The sequence below is a fragment of the Sphingobacterium sp. LRF_L2 genome (genome assembly GCF_965644235.1).
Taxonomy (GTDB): Bacteria; Bacteroidota; Bacteroidia; order Sphingobacteriales; family Sphingobacteriaceae; genus Sphingobacterium.
The window spans coordinates 176936-200396 of the sequence record NZ_CBFFRI010000010.1; the positions used below are offsets into that span (position 1 = coordinate 176936).

Below are 23461 nucleotides of genomic sequence, written 5' to 3' on the forward strand. Positions count from 1 at the left end.
TTATACTGCCGCTGTGTCTGTAAACTTATAACCTACACCTCGAATCGAATGAAAATATACCGGATGTTTCTGATCTGGTTCAAAATACTTTCTAAAAGTCAATATGAAGTTATCTATTGTACGAGTTGAGGGATAAACATCATAGTTCCATACCGTTTCAAGAATTTGTTCGCGCGACACAGCTTCGTTCTTCCGCTCAATCAGCAGCTTCAACAACATCGTTTCTTTCTTCGTAAGTGAGGTTATTGTGCCATCAGTATGGTGCAATTCATAGGAGTTAAAATAGATTGTTTTGTCACCTATGCTGTAAGAATTAAACTCTTTTAAATCATCCGCTTTAAGTCCGCGACGAATCAGATTGCCAACCCGAAGAATCAGTTCTTCCAAATTGAATGGCTTAACCAGATAATCATCTGCACCTTTTTTTAGCCCCGTGATACGATCTTCACTGCTGTTCTTTGCCGTCAAAAACATGATGGGGACTTCCGTATTCTGTAATCGAACAGTTTCAGCTACTTGAAAACCGTCAATTTCAGGAATCATAACATCTAGAATGAGTAAATTGAATCGTTCTTCTTTAAAAATTTTAAGAGCCTTTTTCCCATCTGTAGCTGTTGTTACACGATAGCCTTCTAACTCAAGATTTAATTTGATAGCTTCTAACAAATGTTCTTCGTCTTCTACCAAAAGTATGCGTTGTTTAGTTTGCATAGTTCTCAAATGTTACTTCAAAAATACTCCCAGATGGAGCGTTATCTTTTACCTTTATTGAGGCATTGTGTTTTTGTAATACGGTCTTCACGATATACAACCCTAAACCTGTGCCTTTAGTTTTACGCGTGGATTCATTTCCTACACGATAAAACTTATTGAATATATTTTTCTTCTCCTCATCAGGAATGCCGGGACCGTGATCCGAAACAGAAAACGTCAACCTTCCGTCTTCCAGCTTTTTCAATTGTACAACGACATTTGCACAAGGAGGAGAATATTTAATTGCATTTTCAATCAAGTTGTTTACGACGTTGGTAATAGCAAACTTATCTGCATGAATAGTGACATCCTGTTCTAAATCTGGCTTAATAACCTGCGAACTACAGGCATTTTTTTGCAAACGATCTACAACGCTATTGACCACATCGGAAAAATTAAATTCTTCTTTGGGTAAATTAAAACTTCGGTTTTCCAATTTCGTAGTAAGCAAAACATTTTCCACAAGATCATCTAAACGTTCGATGTCTTTAAGGGAGTTAGCCAAAAACATTTTTTGCTGTTCTCTTTCTAAATCTCTCTTTAGAATAGTTTGAATATAAAGCTTTACCGACGCTAATGGAGACTTTAGTTCATGGGTGACGGATAGCAAAAAGTTTTGCTGTTGTTGTTGCTGTTTATGTTCTCTACTAAACAGTTTTTTCAAACGCATAGCACCCCAGATAAAAATAAGGAGGAAAAAAATTCCCTCACCAATGATCATCCCTCTGCGTTCTGGCTCATAGCTCACCAAAAGGTAACCCCACCAGCCAAGCTGCATCACAGCATAAAAAACTAAAAAATAAAATAAAACAAGGGCTCTCCTCATATAAGTTATTAAGATACGCAAAAATAACCATTTGTAGGTCTGTATGAAAATACTAAACACTTTTTGACACTCAGACGAAAAAACCTCTTTCTCTAATGCTGTACCAAGTGTATAATACAACTACGTAACAACAACAAAATAGCACTGCTGATAACACTAGTGTCAACCATATAAAAATGAATTATGTAAGTTTGTATATGTTTTTTGATAAAAAAGATATTTTCTTCGATCTAGACCACACCATTTGGGACTTTGACCGCAATGCACAAGAGACGCTGCATGATTTATATTACAAATATGGATTCGATAAATTGACTGGACAGCAGAATTCAGATGTTTTCATTAATACCTATACGTACAACAACCATCGGCTATGGGATGAATATCACCATGGAAGAATTGATAAGGCGACTTTACGTAAAGCTCGTTTTGAAGATACATTTGAGCAACTAGGCCTTTCTCCTCAATTATTCCCTTGGGCTTTTGAGGACGAATATTTGGCTATTTGTCCCACCAAAACGAATCTTTTTCCTAATGCCCATGAAACACTCCGTTATTTACAATCGAAATATAATCTTCATCTTATTTCCAACGGATTCAAAGAAGCGTGTGAAAAAAAGTTAGCGCATAGTAATCTTTCGAATTACTTTCAGACAATTGTTATTTCAGAAAATGTAGGTGTCAACAAACCGAATCCTCAGATTTTCCACTATGCGATATCCAACAGTTCTTCTGTAATTGATACATCGATCATGATTGGGGATAATCTCGACGCCGACATCAGAGGAGCACAAAATGTAGGTATTGATGCTATTTTTTTTAATGCCATAGGAGCAGAAAAACCAGCTGATGTTCGCTACATGATCCGAGATCTAGGAGAACTTGAATCCTTCTTTTAAATTAAAAAAAGCGTACTATCTTGATAAATTTTCAAACATATAGGTACGCTATTTATCATACAAAAAGCCAGATTATATGAAAAGGAACTCCTTAAATATAATCTGGCTTTGTATCAGCTTACGCTGTTACATCACTTTATTCTTACAAAACCTTTACCGTAATATTCTTTAACCAAACGTCGTCACCGTGATCTTGAAATCCAATTACCCCCGATTTTGTTTTTCCACCAACTTGGTTTAACAATGCAAAAGCGAGAGGCCATTTTGTCTGACTGAATTTACTTTCTTGTAAAAGAGCTGTCCAAGCTGGAGTCCACAAATCGTATTCAACCACCTTTACGCCATTTTGATAATGGGTAACTTTTCCTTTATTTACGACAATCTTTGCCTTATTCCATTCACCTGCGGGATTACCATTCTGGGGTATCGCCGGAATCATATCGTACAACGATCCTGATTTACGGTTTCCATCTACTCCCATCTTCGCATCCGGGTGATTTTCATTATCCAACAATTGATACTCTGGACTAGAAATGTAAATTGGCTGGTCTTTAACTTCCTTAGCAAGGAAAAACACACCAGAATTACCCGATTGTGATATTTTCCAATCGAACTCTAATTCAAAATTCTTGAAGTCGTAGGCGAAGACAAGATCTCCACCATCAGGATTGGTTACCCCTACTGGATTTTTAGAAAATTTCAATGTTCCATCTTCAATAGACCATTTAGCGGGCACTTTTTCTTTATTATATCCACGCCAGCCATCTAATGACTTACCGTCAAAAATCACATAAGCTCCATCTGCATTTTTTGGAAATTTCTTGATATCGACCTTAGGAAGATTTAGGATCTCATATGGAGGTACATCAGTTGCCACAACATTTTTATTTTGGGCCTTACTTGATACCGCAACCAACAGCATAACAGCACTGATTGCGTAAATAAATTTTCTCTTCATATAAATACACATAAGTTTAGTTGTCAACTAAAGGTAATAAAAATTATGCACTTTTAATATCCGCCTCCCATATCTTCGCCCATTCCTTCGCCTTCATTTTTATCCCGCTTCTTCGTAAGATCTTGAATACCGAAACGATAAGAAAATGAAAGCGTTACCATACGTTTCATCCAACGATGTTCGAACTCCGAATTAATCTGCGGCGTTACCGTTGTTGCACCAAAACGACGCGTATTAAATAAATCGCGGACATTCAGCGACAAATTTGCACGTTTGTTCATAAATTCTTTCTTGACAGCAACATCAACTCCCGCCATATACTTCATCTTCCCCTGAGCCATAACCCGTGGTGCCGCATAATCTCCGCGTACCTGCATCGCCCAACTTTTAGCGAACTTCACATTTGTATTCAAATTGGTATTCCAATTCACACCTTCCTGCTCTTGAATATCAAAAGCATCATTTCCTTCAATTTTATTGTAGAATAGATTACCATTCCAAGTCGCATCCCACCAATTCGTGAGGTTAACTTTTGTAATCAGTTCTAATCCCGCTACATTAGAACTGGTTAAATTCTCCCACTTACTGTAGGTAACGCTATTATTATCTACCTCATAAATGTAAGGTTGCATCACATCATTCATCCGTCTATAGTATGCAGATGAAATAAAATTCCATTTACTATAGAACTTGGCAAAACTAGCTTCAAAGGAGTGTATATCTTCAGGCAATAAACTGGGATTCCCTTGTCTTCTATTCATTTCATCTGACACGTCCGGAAATGGGTTAACTTGCCATCCTTTTGGACGCTGAACCCGACGTGAATAACTCAATTGAATCTTATCACCAGCATCATTTACATCATAAGTTAAGAACACCGTTGGATAAAGGCGAAAGTAATTTTGCTTCCCATTGGTTTCCAACTCATCGGCAGACAAATCAGGATCTTTACTAAAATATGTGGTGCTAAGATCGACCTGTTCTGCACGTAAACCAATCTGATAACCGATTTTCTTTGACAAACGATCCTGATAATTTACATATAAGGCGTGTACAGCATTCGTCATGTCAAAATCGTTGCTAATAGAATAATCGGGATAGTAGCTATTATCCACTGTATTTAGCGTATCCGAAAACTGCGTATCAAACGACTTACGGATAATGCTACGATAGCCTGCTTCAAACTTACGATCCTCTCCCAATGGCAAAATGTAATCGAGCTGAATATTCATCATCTTCCCATCTTCGCTTGTATTATTAATACGACCGTCCGTTGGCATTCCTGAACTATAGGTCTGGGTGAAACTATTCGTTCCATCTTCCGTGTCTCTCCCGTAGTTGAAGTTTGCGGTCAACTCTTCCCCTTCCCTTTTTAGTTTCCGTAAAAAATCAACATTGATATCATATCCTAAATCCCCTTCGTTCTGACGAGACAATCGCGTACTTGTTCCAGATAGACTAGGATGATTATAATATTGATAGATCAAATCAGCATCTCTATCGTTGTCCCGAACACTTAAATTACTGGACACACCTACGGTAGTCTTCTCATTGATGTAGTAATCAGCTCCGAGCTTGAATGTATTATTGATCCCCCTTCTTGAAGTCTCTTCCGTATTATTAATTTGACTGTTATTGTTTAGGTATAGGTTATTTCTTAATCCAGATCCCACGTTATTTCTTCTATTGAAATTGTAGCTTCCGTAATAATTAAACTTTTTATCTCTGTAATTTAGCGTCACACCTGCCATGTAGTTATTATAGGATCCACCAGATGCCGTGACTGTACCGTTGAGACCGGTACTTACATTTTTCTTTAAAACGATATTAATGATACCGGACTGTCCTTCAGCGTCGTATTTTGAAGAAGGGTTTGTTATTAGCTCCACTTTATCAATGGCATTGGCAGGCAAAGATTGCAATAACGCATTGATATCGCTTCCAGCCATAGCAGATTCTCTACCGTCAATCAATATTTTCACACTACTCGACCCTCTAAGGGACACTGCTCCATCCATGTCCACTTGTAATGTAGGAACATTTTGTAAAAGATCTGTTGCTGAACCACCAACACTCACTAAACTCTGCGAAACATCAAATACTTTTCGATCTATGCCCAACTTTAATTCAGGTACGCGTGCCTCAACGACAACTTCTTGAATAACTTTACCGTCGTCTGTCAACAGAATTTTACCTAGGCTAGTAGGATCTGTGGAATTAACCAGAATATTTTCACGAATAATATCCTGTTTTCCTACATAAGTGATTCTTAACGCATAAGAACCAAACTCCACTTGATTAAAAACCAATTGTCCGTTGAGGTCACTTTGAGCCCCAAGCACATAGCTTTTATCAATTTGTTTTAACAAGGAAGCACTAGCACCAATAATGGGTTCATTGGTTTCCGCATCTATTACAAGAGCTTCTATTTTTCCCTTTTGGGCAAAAATAAAAGAAGGGAAAATAATATAAAAAAGTAAAAGCTTATAGTTTTTAGTTGATATCATGTGAAAACAAACATTTTCACAAAACAACAAAATAAAACCTGCTATAGTTCTATCGTAACCGTATTATTACGATGTATATTTATTCTACAGAGACGGTTAACCCTTCCGATTTCAAGATCTTTCTATAGACCTCCATTTCCGTAAAGGATCCCTCCAGAATTGCACATTTACCCTCGTTATGAACCTTCCAAGCGATCTGTTCTGCCTGCGATTCAGAATACTGTAAATGTTTCATTAAGCAATTAATCACATGATCAAATGTATTTGTTTCATCATTCCACAGAATTAAACGGTTGGAAGTTTTAACAACCGCTAAAATTTCGTCAAGCGTAAAGGTTTCTTGTTCGGTTTGTACACTCATAATACAAAAATAGTTATTTTTTAAAAATTACGTAATTTTACCGTCTAATCAAAACGATACAACTTATGTTTCAGTCGAAGATCGCAGGGATTGGCTATTATGTGCCTAAAAATGTATACACCAATAATGATTTAACGCGATTTATGGATACAAGCGATGAATGGATCCAAGAGCGCACGGGAATCAAAGAACGACGCTATGCAGATCGTATTGGCGAAACGACAACAACGATGGGCATCGAAGCTGCCAAAATAGCAATTCAACGAGCTAATACAACTCCTGAAGACATTGACTTTGTCATATTTGCAACCTTATCTCCGGATTATTACTTCCCTGGTTGCGGGGTACTGTTGCAACGTGAAATGAATATGAAAGAAGTAGGCGCATTGGACATCAGAAATCAATGTTCAGGTTTTGTGTATGCGCTCGCTGTGGCGGATCAATTTATCAAGACCGGCATGTATAAAAACATTTTGGTTGTAGGATCAGAAAAGCACTCCTTTGCACTAGACTACTCAACACGAGGAAGAGCTGTCTCCGTTATTTTTGGTGATGGTGCCGGAGCTGTTGTTCTACAGCCTACCACCGAACCTGGAAAAGGAATTCTCAGCACACACCTTCACGCAGACGGAGCAGATGCTGAGAAATTAGCTATGTATTATCCAGGGGCCTCTGGAGGTCTGTGGCTCGAAGAAAAGCCTGATTGGCCTGAACAAGAATTGGGCGGGATGCTCATGACCACCGACATGTTGGAAAATGGTACAGCCTTCCCTTATATGGATGGTCAGGCCGTATTCAAGAAAGCCGTTGTCAAGTTTCCTGAAGTAATCCAAGAGGCTTTAATTAAAAACGGATTAGCGGCAAAGGATATCGATTTGTTGGTTCCACACCAAGCCAATCTTCGAATTTCCCAATTTATACAAAAAACGTTGGGACTGAAAGATGAACAAGTTTTTAATAACATACAAAAATATGGGAACACAACTGCCGCTTCGGTTCCAATAGCACTTTGCGAAGCTTGGGAACAAGGAAAAATTAAGGAGGGAGACTTGGTTTGCCTTGCCGCTTTTGGTGCAGGTTTTACCTGGGGATCTGCTTTAATACGATGGTAAAAAAAAGAGGACAAGTCCTCTTTTTTACTTTTTAGAATTCTCCTCCTGTTTCTTCTTAAACCCGGAATTAAAAATCTTATCCCATAGCGCCGAGCTTACACCAAAACCTCGTTCAGGATCAGCATAATGGTGTAACATATGATGGTCTTTTATCTTTTTGAACCAACCCGATTTAAAATTCGCATGGTGCATAGCGTAATGACATTCATCATAGATCAAATAACCAAACAAGAACCCAGAAAAGAAGCTGGCCAATGTAAATTCACCGAAGAATATACTGAAAATGAAATAAATAATAGCGGCCATAGGAATACTCGCAGACAAGGGCATAACCAGTCGCAAGCGATCCTTCGGATAGTCATGATGAACGCCATGAAAAATGAAGTGAATGCGTTTTCCCCACGAAGAAGTAGGATGAAAATGAAAAACCCACCGATGCAGTACATACTCAGCCAGAGTCCAAAACGCAAGACCTGCAAAAAAATAGAAGCTGATAGTACCAATAGACATCTCTCCTACACTGTAAGATTTATAAATAAAGTAACAAATGACAGGAATCCAAAAAATCAAAGGAACACTATAATGTATTTTTGTTAACGACTCCAAGAAGTTACTTTTAAACATTCGGGAGGAACCTGTGGAGTTGGACACATATAATTTTTTTGCCATGACAAGAACGATTTTAACTAAAATGCAAAATTAGCAAGTATCGAAATCTTATCAAAACTTTACTTTTTGAACTTTTTCATTTTTTTGTCAAATAAATCCACATTAGAAAGTGGTATTCCATCGGTACATACCCTTTTCTAAAATAATCGAGTTATCATCTAGCAGTAAGCGAATAACATAGAGCTTTTGCTCGTCATTTCCAATCTGCAATAAATCGACCAATTGCTTTACCCCTATCTCCTTTTCCAAAAGCAGCGTTTTAATCTCTTCTTTTAGCTTTCTTACAATGTCGGCCTTGTGTTTTCGTGTTAAGCAGAGATCGCATTCCCCGCATAAGGTATCATCCAATTCTCCGAAATACGCTTGAAGGGCAATACTTCGGCATCGTTTTTCGTCTAAATAAGCGTAGATCGCTTTAATCTGTTTCTCTTTGATACGTTTTCGTTCTTGAATAAAAGCGATATCAATGAATAAATTTTTATAGTCAACCCTGGGCTGTAAAAACTCAAGTTGAGGTGCATCTGTTTTCGGTAAATAAGAGGCGATCTGTTGCTTCTGAAGTCCGTTCAGCATTTCTACAATCGTACTGTAAGAAGTTTTTAGCTGCTTCGCGAAATCATATTCATTCAAGGGAACATAGTAATCAAACACTCCTCCATACATGCGAAGAATAAACTTAATTAATGGATCGTATTTGGCAGATTGGATTTGGAATTTATACAGCTCTTGATAATCTATTTCAAACTTAAATCTTGACGGAATAAACACCGCCTCAGACAACGCAATCCATCCATCTCGCTCTAAAAATTTCAAAGCATTTAATGTAGGTAGTATATCAATACGGTAACGTTTACAAAATGCAACAACATCAAAATCGAAAAACAAGCCCTTTCCGGCTCCATAGGCTATTTGAAAAAAATTACCCAAATGGTGATAGACTTGTTGTACAAAGGTTATTGGAGGAAAACTTACCTCATAATTCTCCCAAAGTTTGTCCCTATCTGTTTGTTGAAACATGAGTACCGGAAACGCTTTTTTTCCGTCTCGGCCTGCTCTTCCAGCTTCTTGGTAATAGGCTTCAAGAGAATCTGGAGGTTCCAAATGGAGCACAAAACGCACGTCAGGTTTATCTATTCCCATACCAAAGGCGTTCGTAGCAACTATAACCCGAACTTTATTGCTCATCCACAAATCTTGCTTGTTAGATCTTGTCGGCGCATCAAGTCCTGCGTGATAAAAATCTGCTGAAATACCATGATTGATAAGATATTGTGCAATCTCTTGGGTTTCTCGTCGATTACGAACGTAGATTACCCCTGAACCACCTAACTTATGAATCATTCGTAACATACGGCCCATTTTATCCTCCTCCTGAAGAACCATATAAGCGAGATTACTCCTTCGGAAGCTCTTCTGGTAAACTTCTTTACCAACAAAACCTAACTTGTTCTGAATATCTTCAACGACCGCTGGTGTCGCTGTCGCTGTAAGCGCTAAAAAGGGTACTGCGGGATGAATTTCCCTTAGTTTCGCGAGTTCCAAATAAGGAGGACGAAAATCATATCCCCATTGCGAAATACAATGTGCCTCATCAATGGCAAAAAGATTGACTTTCATGTATCGGATACGTTCCCGCACCACTTCACTATACAGACGCTCTGGAGCTAAATACAGAAATTTAATCCGTCCAAAAATACAGTTATCAAGCGCTATATCGACCTCTCGACGAGACATTCCCGAAAAAATAGCTACTGCATCTATGCCCTTTTTCCGAAGCCCCTCAACTTGGTCTTTCATCAGAGCCACCAATGGTGTTATCACGATGCAGATTCCTGCAAGCTGTAAAGCAGGAACCTGAAAGCAAACGGATTTACCACCACCAGTAGGCAACAAAGCCAACGTATCACGGCCCAATAAGATGGAATCGATGATTTCCTGTTGGAGAGGCCGGAATGAGTCATAGCCCCAATACTGTTTCAATAAGGTTAAGCTCTTATTTTCCATGCTCAATCTTCCTTCTGCCAAACATAAGCAAAATTATTCTTCAATACATAATGCGTTTTTCCCAATACATGGAATTTATTCTGCCTTTCAGAGAAAACTGTTTCTCTATCAACCCCATCCCAAATAAAATTTGCAGAAGAGCTGCTCTCCTCAAAATTAAGCAGATTATCCTTTCCAGCATTGCGCCATAAAATCCATTGGCAATTTGTGGGCAACGGAACAGATCGCTCCCCTTCAATTATCGCCAGCCTCCCAAAAGCAGTTTCCAACAATATTTCCTTCCCCTCTGCAAAGAAAAGACATTCGAATTTTATTCCATGGATATCGGTGTAACAGCTTAAATCCAACAAAACGGCATTTTTCAATAAGGGATGATCTAGAGAATCCAAATTAGAGAACAAACATACGACTCCTCGGTCAATGACTGCAATTGCCAGCTGATGCTTCATATTGTAAACTTTAATTCCCTGAAAGCCGCTATAAGCTATAGATTTTACAGCAAGCCCCCCTACTAATATCATACCTAAAGAGACAACTATCCAGAGAAACTTCTTCAGGGCACTATACCAGGATATCGTCAAAAAGAAAATAAGTAAAAAACAAACTATCAGTTCAAAGGACGAAAGTTGAAGACCAGATAAAACGGAAGCAGGCATCTTTTGAATCCACTCCAACCCCTCTAGTGTAACATGTGACAAAAAGACTAAGCCTCTTCCCAGAAAAATATTTAGAAAGTTCCATGGAGACAACATCAATAATAGCCCAACATACATAAGTAACGTAGAGGGAATCGTGATAAATAAGTTTGCTATTAGAAAATAAGTGGGAAACTGATGAAAATAAAAAATCGCCAATGGACTAGTGAACAGCTGTGCACTACAGGAAACGGACAAGAGCTCCGATATCGGCTTCACGAACTTTCTTTTTGTGGGGAAGCACTTTAGCAACAATGGATGAAAAACAAATAATCCCAATACAGCTAGATAAGAAAGCTGAAAACCGACGTCAAACAACAGAAATGGATCAAGAATAAGTAAAATACTTGCTGATGCAAACAGCGTATTTACATTTTCGGACTTGCGCCTTCCCCAATTGGCGAATAGCAGAAAAGTTATCATGACACCCGCACGCAAAATAGAAGGGGCGCATCCGGTAAGCAGCACGTACATCCAAATTAATATCAAGATGGCAGACAACCGGATATGCTGCCCAAACTTGATTCGATCAACTGGTCGCAGCAAAAAATTCAAGATATAGAAAACGATTCCTACGTGCAATCCCGATACACTTAAGATATGTACAGTCCCGGTATTTGTAAATGCCGCGAGCGTTGTCTCGTCGAAATTCGTCCGATAACCAAATACCAATGCGGCACAAATATCTAAAGCACGTTGGTCTGATATGACATGTTGAAATTTCTTGAGCATCGCCATCCGCAAATTAAGGGTATACTTTCGGATAACAGAAGCTTTATTACTATCAATCTTAGTCAATTGACCCATTGTCAAGTACGCCTGATGATCAATATTCTTTCGCTTCAAGTACTCTCTGTAATCGAATTGTAACGGGTTATAAGACTTCGAAACTTCAGCAACACGATTGGCAAACAACAATTTATCACCGTAACTAAACAACCTATGATCCGTTTGATCAGACTTTACGCTCAACATAACATTTCCCGTTGCTGGAATGGAGATGTTATGTTTTAGACAACCCTCAACGCGCACGACAAATCGAACATTTTTTTCCTTATACACAGGTTCTTCCACAATGACACCGATGAGAGTATCCGCATCTTGATTCTTAAAATACGTCAATTGCTGGTGCGGTTGCTGCTGTTTTATAACAACAATTCCCAATAAAAAGAGTGCAACAGAAAATAGCCAAGGAAACAAGCATTTAAATAGACGTTTGTAAAACAAGGTCAATACGATGGATGAACAGACGGCCAGTAGGACAATAAGCCCGCAAAAATAATATAAAAATGTCGTCAACGGTATTATATATCCCAAGCTAATGCCTAAGGCCAGAAATATGAAAACTCTCAGAAACGGAATTTTTCTCAGGTATTGAAATAGCTGAATCTCTACCATCGATACCTACATTGTAATTTGATATCACTTCTCTTATTCCCTGTGCTTTCATCCAATCCCGAACCAACAGATTCAACACCAAAATAATTGCTATGGCTATAGCGCATCCAAAAATCAAAACTCTTGGTCACGCTGTAACGAACGTTTATATAAGATCTCCATCCTTTACCACTATATAACGGAAAGGCACCTGCATATAAAACGTCGTTTTCATAAGCGTATAAACGTGACTCATAAGAATCTGTATTAAAAATAGCTACACGAAAATTGGCACTTATAGGATGCGAAACAGAACGAAAAAAAACATCCTGATAGAACAATCCTCCACGCTCTCTACGGGTCGCCTTTCTATAGTTTATCCCTTCTAAGCGAGAACGAATTTCCCAAATCTTCGATAGTTTATAGTGAAACTCTAGTCGTAGTTGTCTTTTTAAAACCTCTTCTACGATATTTTCTGAAGTTAATGATTCACTACTATCTTCTTCTTTCAGACGATGTCGATACCGTATGCTCAAACGGCCTTTTCGATACCATTTGTAAGTAAATTGCGATAAAAAGTCCATTCCAACACTTGGTGCTGACACGCGATAACGCAGCCAAGGAAACTCAAATACATCAAGATAACTTACCCACTCTATTTTTCGCCCCAAAATATAAGCAGCTCCTGCATAAATACCTTTTTCATTCGCGACAGCACTTCCCTCGCCAAGAGCTTGTCCAAAGGTTGTATAAAAGCTTTTACTATAATTTCTATAGTTCACAAATGCAGATACATTGGGGTGAAGACTAAGCATACCTCCATTTATCGTTGCCCAACCTCCATTTGCATGAAAGGCAGTTTCACCAAATAAATAAGCATTACGAAATGTAAACTGATAGTTGACTGCTGCATTTGCTGTTTGGTCCCCTTCAAAATCATAGAGGTTACGAAGTGCTGTACCTGACAAGATCGTTCCATTATAGGCTGAGTAAACACCAACGGCTCCCAATTGCAAACGTTTTTTGTGATACAACAGTGTTAAGCCAGAGGTAAATTGTTTGATAGTATGTCGATTTGCTAATTCTGTAGGGGTACGATGTAAGCCCGAGCTAGAAATTGATGTAATGAAATGTCCTTCTTGCTCCGATGTAATGGATCCAGACAAACGACGCATAGAAATAAACGGTGTGACCTCTATCCCCCGGTAAGATAATGTAACAGCAGTTCCGCGCAAGTAACTGTGTTCGTTCATCGAAGTGTAACTTCTTAAACCCGTCCCCTGTCTTACCCCACTAGTAATCATCGCTCCTTTCCCGAAGCTTAAACCATTCCACATGACCAAGCCTTGACCTGCCTGTATACTATAATCTCCTAAAACGAAATGTTTAATAACACCATGTCCTTTAACAAACAAACTCATCCCATAATGATCAAATCCCAACTGTTGTTTGTTCGAGAAAAATGGTTCACCGGCATCTTTCTCCATATTGAGTGCAAATTGGATATTTTGACTAAAATTCAATCGGTAGCGGAACATATACCGATTTGCATCACCTAAATACCGAGAACGTGTCGTATCTGTAATACCGTATCCTTTTTGTTTCTCCAGAACTTTCCCATAGCGGAACATTACACTGTGATCTGCCTTCTCCCAAATATCTTTCCATTGCATTGATTCTACATATGATCCTGGCGCTATCACAACAAAAGGGAGCAACTTGTCTATAGTTTGTTTATCAAAACCATCTATACTTTGCAACTCAAGAACAGAATAAAATCTTCCAGAAACTGACCGATGCGCTAATAAATTCGTGATCTGCAACGGAGAAAGAAACAAGAGATCAGCCAATTTATCGCTGTTTACAGTATTGAGATCCATCGGATGTTTAACGTAATAACGTAACCGCTCCGTCCACTCACTAACGTCAACTTCCTGTTCTAGATTAGCAACGATTTCTTCGATCAACTGTTCCTCCCAAGCTTGAATTTCCGTTTCCTGACAGACAACAAAGAAAATATTTCCAACGAGTTGGAGACATAAAATGAAATAGAATTTATTGAAATACATAAGCGAGTGCGATCTGTGGGGAAGAACCCAATTTTGAGTGAAAGGAAGATGCAAAATCAATCTGCCAATTTGACTTTCTAAAACCACAGCCCGCTGTATAAGTTAAAGGCTGAGTTACCGCTCCTCCCCGAATAACGAATCGTTTATCAAAATAATAGGCTAGGCCAGCGCGATAAACCTGTTGAGAAAATTCATCCAACAAAGCGTCTGCTGCAAGTTCCAATTCGCTCGATAGTCGTATAAAGGCGCCCAAACCTAAATTTCGGGAAATACGTTGATCTACAACCGTAGAAAATGTAGCTCTTCCAATATTCTTAGCGGATAAACCAAAGCACGTATTTTCATCCAACCAATATTGGATACCCAAGTCTGCAGAAAATCGTCGTTGACTATAATTTCCCTCTAACATATATTGGTGGTAATTGGCAGTTACAGATGCCCTTAAATGCGTTCCAAAGGCGCGCGTAAAAGATCCCGCTCCCCGCAGCAAGCTCGACACACCGAACAAGCCATAGTTGCTTAGGTTTAAGCCCAATACAGTAGAATTGAATAAAGGAGTTGCTAGATAGAATGCTTGTGTAGCAAGATCTACATTTCCAAAATGCTGTTGATAGGCTGCCGCAACAACTGGCTTGGGCAACCTACTTATCCCCGCGGGATTATCCTGCAAAGCATAAATTCCCTCCTGCGCAATGGCAGCTTTTCCCATACCTAAAAAGGGAGAGGGTGAAAAAACTTGAGCGGATAATCGAAGGGATATTATGGTTAATAATAACACCCGGATTATCATAATTCATTATAATTGATAATGAAAGATAAGAAGATTTCAGAATAAAAAGAAGAAACTCAAAAAATATTTGAGCAAGAAGAAGATAACAAAACGTCAGAAAAAACGTCTACACCGGTAAGTAAAGTATCTATAGCGATAATAGACCCTATCTTACATCATAAAAAAAGGGGATCGTGTGATCCCCTTTTTTTATGATGTAAATGCTAAATTTATCCATTAGACAATGCAGCCGCACCGGATACAATTTCAGTTAATTCAGTTGTAATCGCAGCCTGACGTGCTTGGTTGTAAGACAATTTCAGGGATTTTAATAGATCACCAGCATTATCTGTTGCTTTATCCATCGCAGTCATACGCGCTCCATGCTCAGAAGCATTAGAATCTAAAACCGCCTTAAATAATTGCGTTTTGATAGCTTTTGGAATCAACTCTTCGATAATCTTTTCTTTAGAAGGCTCTATAATATAATCAACCTCTGTTGTCTTTACATTCTCTTCCTTTTCTTGAGGAAGTAAAGGAAGAAGTTGCTCTGCTGTCAGAATTTGAACGGCAGCATTACGGAACTGATTGTATACAACTTCAACACGATCAATATTACCTGCCTTAAACTCTTCCATAACATATTCCGTAACACGGGATACATTTAAAAAGTTAAGGTCACTATATAAATCATTGTAGTTTCCTAATACATTAAAACCACGTTTTTGAAAGAAGTCATGACCACGTTTACCGATTGCAATAATGCTCAAATTCCCACGAGCATGTTGCTCCGCATATTTGCTAAAAATAAGGTTATTTGTTGCTTTAATCGCATTTGCGTTAAATGCTCCAGCCAACCCTCTATTAGAGGTTAACACAATAACTAATACCTTTGTAGGTACTTTATCCTGTGTATAGGGAGAATCATTTCCCTCAACGGAAGCAGAAACTTGCGCTAAAATATCTCTTAGCTTATCGGCATAAGGACGTAATTGTACAATAGCATTTGTCGCACGCTTCAACTTCGCTGCAGCAACCATTTTCATGGCTTTTGTGATTTGTTGCGTCGATGTTACCGAGCTAATCCGGTTTCTTACTTCTTTTAAATTTGCCATACACTAGTATAGATTTGAGTATCGAGTAGTGTGTATTGAGTATAAAGCTCTATACTCAATACTCTATACCCCTATCTTATTAATATTTCGCTGCTAATTCTTTAGCTACTTTCTCTAACACATCCGTTAATTCGTCACTAAACTTACCCGCTTTAAGCGCCGACAAAACTTCGGGGTGACGTTGTTCTAATTGCGTTAAATATTCCTCCTCAAATTGACGAACGCTCTTTACTGGAACGGAACGGAACAATCCTTTTGTACCAGCATAGATAATCGCAACTTGTTTTTCTACAGATACTGGAGAATACTGGCCTTGCTTTAAGATTTCCACATTACGGATACCTTTGTCCAATACCGCTTTTGTAGCAGCATCAAGGTCAGAACCGAATTTCGCAAAAGCCTCTAGCTCGCGGAATTGGGCTTGATCTAGCTTCAAAGTACCAGAAACTTTCTTCATCGACTTGATCTGTGCATTACCACCAACACGAGATACGGAAATACCTACGTTGATCGCTGGACGGATACCTGCATTAAACAAATTAGATTCCAAGAAGATCTGACCATCAGTGATTGAAATCACGTTTGTAGGAATATAAGCAGAAACGTCACCAGCTTGTGTCTCGATGATCGGAAGTGCAGTTAACGAACCTCCACCTTTCACCAAGTGCTTGATCGATTCTGGCAAATCATTCATGTTACGCGCAATCTCATCAGAGGAGTTGATTTTCGCCGCTCTTTCTAATAAACGAGAGTGCAAATAGAAAACGTCTCCTGGATATGCTTCACGTCCTGGAGGACGACGCAATAAAAGAGAAACTTCACGGTAAGCCACAGCTTGTTTTGATAAGTCATCATAAACAATTAACGCTGGACGGCCTGTATCACGGAAGAATTCACCGATAGCTGCACCTGACATTGGCGCGTAAAACTGCAATGGAGCAGGGTCTGCCGCAGAAGCTGCAACAACAACAGTATAAGCTAATGCACCTTTTTCTTCAAGAACACGTACAATATTTGCTACTGTAGAATTCTTTTGACCTACTGCAACATATATACAAAATACAGGTTGCCCTGCATCATAAAACTCTTTTTGATTTAAAATTGTATCGATACATACCGCAGTTTTACCTGTCTGACGGTCACCAATTACAAGCTCACGCTGTCCACGACCAACTGGAATCATCGCATCAATCGCTTTGATGCCTGTTTGTAATGGCTCAGTTACAGGCTGACGGTAAATAACACCCGGCGCTTTACGCTCAATAGGCATTTCGTATGTTTCTCCAACAATCGGCCCTTTACCATCGATAGGCTGACCCAAAGTGTTTACAACACGTCCTAACATACCTTCACCTACTTTAATAGATGCAATACGTTTTGTACGTTTTACTGTATCACCTTCTTTAATCTCGTCAGAAGGACCTAAAAGTACAACACCTGCGTTGTCTTCTTCTAAGTTTAGAACGATACCTTCTAATCCATTATCAAATTCAACCAACTCACCGGACTGAACTTTAGTTAAGCCGTAAATACGAGCAATACCGTCACCAACAGTTAGTACGGTACCAACTTCCTCGAGTTCGGCTTCTGATTTAAAGCCCGACAATTGCTCTCTTAGAATTGCCGAAACTTCATCTGGTCTTACCTCTATCATTGTTATTATTATAAGGGGTTTTTGATTTTATTTAACATCCAAAAATCAAGGCACTAAACACCTTGACGTACAAAATACTTTTCCAATTTATGCAATTTACCTGCAATGCTTGTATCGATTTGTCGATCTCCCACGCGAACAACGAATCCGCCAATTAATGAAGAATCTACAGTATTCGTCAAAACAACTTGCGCATTGATTTCATTAGCAATAGTAGAAGCAAGCTCATTTAGGTTTGCTTCTGATAATGCAGATGCGGATACCACTGTAGCTTTCACGATGCCTTTAACTTCGTTGTATTCACGAATAAATTCCTGTGCAATGTCAGCCAGGATATCAGCACGTCCTTTTTTCACTAAGATAGTGAAGAAAGAAAGAATAAGCGGGTTTATCTTTCCTTCGAAAAGAGCTGTCAGAATGCCTAACTTCTTATCCGTACTTACAATCGGGTTTTTAAGAACTGTCTGTAATTCTGTATTACCCTTTATTACAGCAAGAAGTTGTTCAATATCAGTTTTAATAACATCTAAGTTACCTTGCTCTTGCGAAAGCTCAAGAAGTGATTTTGCGTATCTGGATGCAACTGTAAAAATTGACATATATTAAATTTAAATTTTGACCAAGTAATTATTTTAATTTTACATCTTTCAACAAGTCCGCAACAAGTGCATCTTGTTTTTCTTGGTCTTCAAATTCTTTCGTTAATACTTTGCGAGCGATGTCCAAAGATAAGGAAGAAACTTGATTTTTCACTTCAGCCAATGCTTTATTCTTCTGATCTTCAATCTCTTGTTTAGCTTGCGCTATGATTTTCTGACTAGACTCTTGCGCTTCATGCTTCGCCTCCGCAACGATTTTATCTTTCAACGCTTTCGCTTCTTTTAAAATCTCATCGCGTTCAGCACGTGCTTCTTTTAACAATTGCTCATTTTCGTTTGTTAAACGAGCCATCTCTAATTTTGCTTTCTCTGCAGAAGCCAAAGCATCAGAGATTCCCTTTTCGCGTTCTTCCAAAGCATTCACAATCGGCTTCCAAGCAAACTTACCTAAGATAATGATTACAATCAACAAGATGATAAGTTGCCAAAAGAACAAACCATACGAAAACTGATTAATTAGTGCATCCATTGTATATATAGTCTATAATATTATTTTTATTTTTTGTTCTTTAAAAAAGCACCTTCTACAACCAACCGTTGTAAAGGTGCTTTTGTACCTTACATTGGATTATTTACCTAAGATTAAAGCACCGAATGCTAAACCTTCTACTAGGGCTCCAATGATGATCATCGCAGTTTGAATTTTAGATGCTGCTTCAGGCTGACGTGCGATAGCTTCCATTGCTGAACCACCGATTTTACCTAAACCTAAACCTGCACCGATTACGATTAAACCTGCTCCAATTAAATTGTACATAGTAATAAGAATTTATAAAAATTTAACAAAAAATTCGATTAATGATGCGCGTGTTCCTCTACCGCCATACCAATAAACAGGGATGACAACATGGTAAAGATAAACGCCTGTAAAAATGCTACCAACAATTCTAAGAATGTCAAAATCAATGTCAATAACATTGAAACACCGATACTACCTGGAATCGTTAATTGTTGTTGAAATAAGTATACAATTGCGATAAGCCCCATAACAACAGAGTGACCTGCAGTAATGTTAGCAAATAGACGCAACATCAGCGAGAACGGCTTGGTAAACATTCCCAACACTTCAATTGGTGCCAAAACAAATTTAAAAGGAACCGGAACTCCTGGCATCCAGAAAATATGTTTCCAATAGTCTTTATTTCCCTTCACGTTGGTAATTACAAATGTGAATAAAGCCAAACACAATGTAACCGTGATGTTTCCGGTAACATTGAAACCAAGCGGTGTTAATCCTAACAAGTTAAGAACAAATATTAAGAAGAAAACCGACAACAGATAAGGCATGAATTCTCTGTAGCGGTGGCCAATATTAGGAAGAGCCATTTCATCGCGAACATACAAAACCAAAGGTTCTAAAACACGTCCTAAACCTTTAGGGAGTGCATTAGGTCCTTTTTTATAAGTTTTAGCCAAGCTTAAAAACGCCCAAAACAACAATATTGCAGCTAAAAATAAACCTACAACATTCTTTGTGATAGAAAAATCTAACGGTTTTTCATTCAACGGATGATTATGTTCATCATAAGTAATCGTTCCAGCAGCATCCGTTTTGTAGATCTTACTGTGATACAATTTGTAGTACTGACCGTCTTTTTCAACCAAAGACTCGCCATGATGAAATTCTCCAGAAGAGAAAACCTTAAATCCATTATCAATCAAAATAACAGGAAGAGGAAAACCATAATGCTTTCCCGCATTCTTATCGGTAAACAACGAAAAATAATAATCGTCCTGCAAGTGATGCTGACTATATTCCTGGATTTCCTCCGCTTGGGATTTAGGTTCCTCTCCGTGATGTGCTTCTTCAGCAGCACGAAGTCTGGTAAACGGGGCAACAGCAAAGAAGATTACTGCAAAAAATAAAAGTGCTCTCTTAAGACTCACCATTTTCGATTTACTATTGAATGATAAAAAATTTTGCGCAAAAATACAACTTTATTTGGCATTTATTAACATTTGTTAGAACTTTTTGCGAAATTACTTTTCCACAACCTTTACTTCCTGATTTACAAGCTGATAAGCCACGTAAACATCGTACAATAAAAAGATAAAAAACGACACTAAAAAGTTCAATTCTAAAAAGTCATTCTCGAATACATTTAGACCGGATTTAATGTAAAGATAGCTTGCTAAAATTTTCAACATAATCCCGCCCAAAAACACAAAACTGAGATATTTAGGCATAGCGAAATCGGTAAGAAATAAAAACACAGCTATCAATAAAGAAGCTACCGCTCCAAAAGTATATAGACCCACCAACGAATAATCGGTACGTTCCCAATATACATCGAGCCCCGTAAAGTTCAACACGAAAGTGTGTATCCCTAAACCTATCCCTGTAAACAATACAAGAAACACCGCATTCTTAACGTATTTATTCATTTTTATTCAAATAATTGACCTGCCTAATAAATTGGTACATGGATACAATCACCCCTAACATGGTCAGCCCTTTCATCCACCAACCACTTTCAACGGCGTAGCGAACATCCAACCAAGCTCCCAATCGATAAAAGATATAAATTGTTACCCCCATTTGTATAGGCATGGAAGTGAAGACCATCCACTTGTTCTTCCCCTTACTTCCCTTTTTTTCTTCCATCAGCAAACTAAAAGGACTCAAAGATAGGATTTTCTACATAGAAACCACAAGCCTCTTTAGATTTATTCTAAAAAAGACAACTAAACAGACTAAACCCCTATTTCCAACACTTTCTGACCTATTTTAATATCCGGGTAATCAAAATCAGCCCCCAACAGCATCTTTAACTCCGACGATGATTTATCAGGGTTTTGACGGATCACAGTTAGGATTTTATCTAATTTCTCTTGCGAAATTAAATCTGTAGCTTCCACTTCATTTCCTACATAATTAATAAGATGACCGTAAATTGTTCCCACCACCATATCTCTCTTTTTAGCAATATCTTCGATACTGAATCCATCCAAGAACATATCAAGAGAAATAGCCTTTGTGTCCTTTACCGCATCGTCGTCTTGAGCAGATTTCACGGTACTATCAGTGGTTTTTTCTTTTGCTGTTAATGCGTGTACGACTTGAGACAGATCACCTTCCTTGGTTAAAATATCCGCAATGGTTAAACAATGAGACAGCTGCTCCTTCTTCCTACGAAAATCCAACAGTAGCGACCGTAATTCTTCTACATATTTTTTGGTACGCTTCTTAATTTTCCACGCTTCAATATGCTCTTGCGTTGCCAACAAGACACCTTCATCAAAACGAGGTAAAAACCAAGCCACTGCCGACTTTGTCCGTTCGCAGATTTTTACGTAATCCAACTGCTCTCGATCCCTCAGCATGGCATACAACTGCGTAATAAATTTATTGGCTACTTTTTGTTGTTCACGTAAGGCCGTCAATACATTCTCCAAAATTTCAAGCGCTAAATCTTTACTATCTATATTTCGTTTCCCAAGCGATTCCTTCAACTCTTGCAAGCCTTCCACCAGCGTCTCCCAGCGGAAACTTTGCAAAAGTATCTGCCCTAAGTAATGCCTTTGGCACAACTCCAATATTTTATGAACTTCATCACCCGAACTCATACGCTGCATAAACTCCACGACCTGAAAATCTGTTCGAATAGAATGATGTGGAATTTTCGACTTTAACACTAAACCTTCAAGACCGGTTAAACGGCTTAAAGCAACATATACCTGACCAGCAGCGAAAGATGTTCCGGCATCTATCACTGCCTTATCAAAGGTTAACCCTTGACTCTTATGAATGGTGATAGCCCAAGCCAAACGTAATGGAAATTGAGAAAACGTCCCCATGACTTCTTCCTCAATCTTATCTTCTCCTTTATTGTAATTGTAACGAATATTCTCCCAAGTTTCACGCCGAACAGTTACATCCTCAGATCCGTCCTTAAAACCGACAATTACTTGATGTTTATCCAACAGCAATTCTTTAACAACACCAATCTTTCCATTAAAAAATTTACGGTCCTCACCACTGTCATTTTTGATAAACATAACCTGTGCTCCAATCTTAAGTGGCAAAGTTTCTTCCGCTGGATAAGAGGATTGCTGAAATTCATCTTTAACCACAGCCTTTACATTATGCATCGTTCCAGCTAGTTTCAGCAATTGTTCTTGATTGATGGTTTCAGCCAGCTTATTGTGAGATGTCAATGTAATAAACTGCTCTCCTTCTTCTGGAGAAAAATCGTCTTTATAATGTGAATTTAAGTAATCTAAATCGGCCTGTGTACATTTATTATTACGTATATTATTCAGTAGTCCAATAAAATCAAGATCATTCTGACGATATATTTTACTCAATTCGAGTAAGACAGGAGGATGTTCGCGAAGGACTTTGGCATCGAAGAAGAAAGCACTACTATAATGTTCACGAAGAACTTGCCACTCGTGATCTCGAACCACGGGAGGCAACTGGTACAAATCACCGATAAACAACATTTGCACCCCACCAAAGGGACGCATATCTCTTCGTACAGACTTTAAAATAACATCAATTGCATCCAATGTATCTGCTCGGACCATCGATACTTCATCGATCACCAACAACTCCAATTCCTGCAGTATGGCTCGACGCTGCTTGGTAAGTTTTATGGTAGAAAAAAGGCGACTTTTATTATAGATGTGGCTATCCTGTTCATCCCATTTTAAGGTATAATCTTCAATAAAAACACCAAATGGCAACCAGAAAAGTGCATGTAGTGTAGTTCCACCAGCATTCATTGCTGCGACACCTGTCGGCGCAGTAATAGCCATCTTTTTATAGGAGTTTTCTCTTATATATTTAAGAAAAGTAGTTTTTCCAGTCCCTGCTTTTCCTGTTAAAAATAAATGTTGGTTCGTTTGATTGACAAATGAGACGGCTTGCATGAAAGCCAGATTTTTGTCATCAACTGAAGATTTCGCCATTGTTGATCTTTTTACTAAATAGAAAGCCCAAAGATAAGAATATCTTTGGGCTGGTCTTTGATAATTGAACACACTTATTCAACATACACCTTACTTTCCACCTGTTTTATTTGGTGTAAT

At 38.4% G+C, this 23461-nt stretch carries 21 protein-coding genes; 2 read left to right on the top strand and 19 right to left on the bottom strand.

From position 1 onward, the window contains the following. Nucleotides 1-711: a response regulator transcription factor gene (locus tag ACSZOX_RS19490; protein ID WP_437921864.1), complete on the bottom strand. Its 711-nt coding sequence runs from the start codon at nt 709-711 to the stop codon at nt 1-3. Continuing rightward, on the bottom strand, nt 701-1579 hold the full coding sequence (locus ACSZOX_RS19495) for a sensor histidine kinase (protein ID WP_437921865.1): 879 nt from the start codon (nt 1577-1579) through the stop codon (nt 701-703). The genes ACSZOX_RS19490 and ACSZOX_RS19495 overlap by 11 nt, the downstream gene beginning before the upstream one ends. 176 nt (nt 1580-1755) lie before the next feature. Here ACSZOX_RS19495 and ACSZOX_RS19500 point away from each other — a divergent pair, with 176 nt between their 5' ends. Then, nucleotides 1756-2478 (top strand): YjjG family noncanonical pyrimidine nucleotidase, encoded by a 723-nt coding sequence (locus ACSZOX_RS19500; RefSeq protein ID WP_437921866.1) that lies wholly within the window; start codon nt 1756-1758, stop codon nt 2476-2478. Between the two features lie 142 nt (nt 2479-2620). Here the strand turns inward: ACSZOX_RS19500 and ACSZOX_RS19505 are convergent, their stop codons facing one another. From ACSZOX_RS19505 to ACSZOX_RS19515, 3 genes are all read right to left on the bottom strand, one after another. Next, on the bottom strand, nt 2621-3436 hold the full coding sequence (locus tag ACSZOX_RS19505) for a 3-keto-disaccharide hydrolase (RefSeq protein WP_437921867.1): 816 nt from the start codon (nt 3434-3436) through the stop codon (nt 2621-2623). A gap of 53 nt (nt 3437-3489) precedes the next feature. Then, the gene (locus ACSZOX_RS19510; RefSeq protein ID WP_437921868.1) at nt 3490-5943 is read right to left on the bottom strand and encodes an outer membrane beta-barrel protein; all 2454 of its coding nucleotides are present in this window, start codon (nt 5941-5943) and stop codon (nt 3490-3492) included. A 79-nt stretch (nt 5944-6022) separates the two neighbouring features. Further along, nucleotides 6023-6304, bottom strand: coding sequence for an ATP-dependent Clp protease adaptor ClpS (locus ACSZOX_RS19515; protein WP_437921869.1), 282 nt, complete (start codon nt 6302-6304; stop codon nt 6023-6025). Nucleotides 6305-6369: 65 nt separating this feature from the next. Here ACSZOX_RS19515 and ACSZOX_RS19520 point away from each other — a divergent pair, with 65 nt between their 5' ends. Continuing rightward, on the top strand, nt 6370-7416 hold the full coding sequence (locus tag ACSZOX_RS19520) for a 3-oxoacyl-ACP synthase III family protein (protein ID WP_437921870.1): 1047 nt from the start codon (nt 6370-6372) through the stop codon (nt 7414-7416). Nucleotides 7417-7440: 24 nt separating this feature from the next. Here the strand turns inward: ACSZOX_RS19520 and ACSZOX_RS19525 are convergent, their stop codons facing one another. The 14 genes from ACSZOX_RS19525 to ACSZOX_RS19590 form a co-directional block, all read right to left on the bottom strand. Then, complete coding sequence (locus tag ACSZOX_RS19525) at nt 7441-8085, bottom strand: sterol desaturase family protein (RefSeq protein ID WP_437921871.1); 645 nt, start codon at nt 8083-8085, stop codon at nt 7441-7443. A gap of 102 nt (nt 8086-8187) precedes the next feature. Then, complete coding sequence (locus ACSZOX_RS19530; RefSeq protein WP_437921872.1) at nt 8188-10089, bottom strand: RecQ family ATP-dependent DNA helicase; 1902 nt, start codon at nt 10087-10089, stop codon at nt 8188-8190. A 2-nt stretch (nt 10090-10091) separates the two neighbouring features. After that, entirely contained in the window at nt 10092-12083 is a 1992-nt protein-coding gene (locus tag ACSZOX_RS19535; protein ID WP_437921873.1) for a ComEC/Rec2 family competence protein, read from the bottom strand. Nucleotides 12084-12175: 92 nt separating this feature from the next. Next, nucleotides 12176-14230 carry a helix-hairpin-helix domain-containing protein gene (locus ACSZOX_RS19540; RefSeq protein WP_437921874.1) on the bottom strand — a complete coding sequence of 685 codons (2055 nt, stop codon included), beginning with the start codon at nt 14228-14230 and terminating at the stop codon, nt 12176-12178. Continuing rightward, on the bottom strand, nt 14217-14939 hold the full coding sequence (locus ACSZOX_RS19545) for a hypothetical protein (protein WP_437921875.1): 723 nt from the start codon (nt 14937-14939) through the stop codon (nt 14217-14219). Before ACSZOX_RS19545 ends, ACSZOX_RS19540 begins: the two co-directional genes overlap by 14 nt. A 290-nt stretch (nt 14940-15229) precedes the next feature. Further along, nucleotides 15230-16114 (bottom strand): ATP synthase F1 subunit gamma, encoded by an 885-nt coding sequence (gene atpG / locus ACSZOX_RS19550; protein WP_437921876.1) that lies wholly within the window; start codon nt 16112-16114, stop codon nt 15230-15232. 79 nt (nt 16115-16193) lie between these two features. Further along, the gene (gene atpA, locus ACSZOX_RS19555) at nt 16194-17768 is read right to left on the bottom strand and encodes a F0F1 ATP synthase subunit alpha (RefSeq protein WP_437921877.1); all 1575 of its coding nucleotides are present in this window, start codon (nt 17766-17768) and stop codon (nt 16194-16196) included. Nucleotides 17769-17821: 53 nt separating this feature from the next. Next, complete coding sequence (locus ACSZOX_RS19560) at nt 17822-18367, bottom strand: F0F1 ATP synthase subunit delta (protein ID WP_437921878.1); 546 nt, start codon at nt 18365-18367, stop codon at nt 17822-17824. 28 nt (nt 18368-18395) lie between these two features. Then, nucleotides 18396-18896, bottom strand: a complete 501-nt coding sequence (locus ACSZOX_RS19565; RefSeq protein WP_437921879.1) for a F0F1 ATP synthase subunit B — start codon at nt 18894-18896, stop codon at nt 18396-18398. Nucleotides 18897-18995: 99 nt separating this feature from the next. After that, a complete protein-coding gene (gene atpE, locus ACSZOX_RS19570; RefSeq protein ID WP_028070619.1) occupies nt 18996-19184 on the bottom strand; it encodes an ATP synthase F0 subunit C in 189 nt (62 codons plus the stop codon). A gap of 38 nt (nt 19185-19222) precedes the next feature. Then, nucleotides 19223-20317 carry a F0F1 ATP synthase subunit A gene (atpB, locus tag ACSZOX_RS19575; RefSeq protein WP_437921880.1) on the bottom strand — a complete coding sequence of 365 codons (1095 nt, stop codon included), beginning with the start codon at nt 20315-20317 and terminating at the stop codon, nt 19223-19225. Between the two features lie 90 nt (nt 20318-20407). Beyond that, entirely contained in the window at nt 20408-20812 is a 405-nt protein-coding gene (locus ACSZOX_RS19580) for a hypothetical protein (RefSeq protein ID WP_437921881.1), read from the bottom strand. Beyond that, nucleotides 20805-21032: an AtpZ/AtpI family protein gene (locus ACSZOX_RS19585; RefSeq protein WP_437921882.1), complete on the bottom strand. Its 228-nt coding sequence runs from the start codon at nt 21030-21032 to the stop codon at nt 20805-20807. The genes ACSZOX_RS19580 and ACSZOX_RS19585 overlap by 8 nt, the downstream gene beginning before the upstream one ends. Nucleotides 21033-21121: 89 nt before the next feature. Beyond that, nucleotides 21122-23341, bottom strand: a complete 2220-nt coding sequence (locus ACSZOX_RS19590) for a helix-turn-helix domain-containing protein (RefSeq protein WP_437921883.1) — start codon at nt 23339-23341, stop codon at nt 21122-21124. Nucleotides 23342-23461 lie beyond the last annotated feature (120 nt).

Bases quoted from the DNA above. Each gene is read 5' to 3' on its own strand.
- ACSZOX_RS19490 (WP_437921864.1), bottom strand. From the start codon at position 711: ATGCAAACTAAACAACGCATACTTTTGGTAGAAGACGAAGAACATTTG.
- ACSZOX_RS19495 (WP_437921865.1), bottom strand. From the start codon at position 1,579: ATGAGGAGAGCCCTTGTTTTATTTTATTTTTTAGTTTTTTATGCTGTG.
- ACSZOX_RS19500 (WP_437921866.1), top strand. From the start codon at position 1,756: ATGAATTATGTAAGTTTGTATATGTTTTTTGATAAAAAAGATATTTTC.
- ACSZOX_RS19505 (WP_437921867.1), bottom strand. From the start codon at position 3,436: ATGAAGAGAAAATTTATTTACGCAATCAGTGCTGTTATGCTGTTGGTT.
- ACSZOX_RS19510 (WP_437921868.1), bottom strand. From the start codon at position 5,943: ATGATATCAACTAAAAACTATAAGCTTTTACTTTTTTATATTATTTTC.
- ACSZOX_RS19515 (WP_437921869.1), bottom strand. From the start codon at position 6,304: ATGAGTGTACAAACCGAACAAGAAACCTTTACGCTTGACGAAATTTTA.
- ACSZOX_RS19520 (WP_437921870.1), top strand. From the start codon at position 6,370: ATGTTTCAGTCGAAGATCGCAGGGATTGGCTATTATGTGCCTAAAAAT.
- ACSZOX_RS19525 (WP_437921871.1), bottom strand. From the start codon at position 8,085: ATGGCAAAAAAATTATATGTGTCCAACTCCACAGGTTCCTCCCGAATG.
- ACSZOX_RS19530 (WP_437921872.1), bottom strand. From the start codon at position 10,089: ATGGAAAATAAGAGCTTAACCTTATTGAAACAGTATTGGGGCTATGAC.
- ACSZOX_RS19540 (WP_437921874.1), bottom strand. From the start codon at position 14,230: ATGTATTTCAATAAATTCTATTTCATTTTATGTCTCCAACTCGTTGGA.
- ACSZOX_RS19545 (WP_437921875.1), bottom strand. From the start codon at position 14,939: ATGGGAAAAGCTGCCATTGCGCAGGAGGGAATTTATGCTTTGCAGGAT.
- atpG (WP_437921876.1), bottom strand. From the start codon at position 16,114: ATGGCAAATTTAAAAGAAGTAAGAAACCGGATTAGCTCGGTAACATCG.
- atpA (WP_437921877.1), bottom strand. From the start codon at position 17,768: ATGATAGAGGTAAGACCAGATGAAGTTTCGGCAATTCTAAGAGAGCAA.
- ACSZOX_RS19560 (WP_437921878.1), bottom strand. From the start codon at position 18,367: ATGTCAATTTTTACAGTTGCATCCAGATACGCAAAATCACTTCTTGAG.
- ACSZOX_RS19565 (WP_437921879.1), bottom strand. From the start codon at position 18,896: ATGGATGCACTAATTAATCAGTTTTCGTATGGTTTGTTCTTTTGGCAA.
- atpE (WP_028070619.1), bottom strand. From the start codon at position 19,184: ATGTACAATTTAATTGGAGCAGGTTTAATCGTAATCGGTGCAGGTTTA.
- atpB (WP_437921880.1), bottom strand. From the start codon at position 20,317: ATGGTGAGTCTTAAGAGAGCACTTTTATTTTTTGCAGTAATCTTCTTT.
- ACSZOX_RS19580 (WP_437921881.1), bottom strand. From the start codon at position 20,812: ATGAATAAATACGTTAAGAATGCGGTGTTTCTTGTATTGTTTACAGGG.
- ACSZOX_RS19585 (WP_437921882.1), bottom strand. From the start codon at position 21,032: ATGGAAGAAAAAAAGGGAAGTAAGGGGAAGAACAAGTGGATGGTCTTC.
- ACSZOX_RS19590 (WP_437921883.1), bottom strand. From the start codon at position 23,341: ATGGCGAAATCTTCAGTTGATGACAAAAATCTGGCTTTCATGCAAGCC.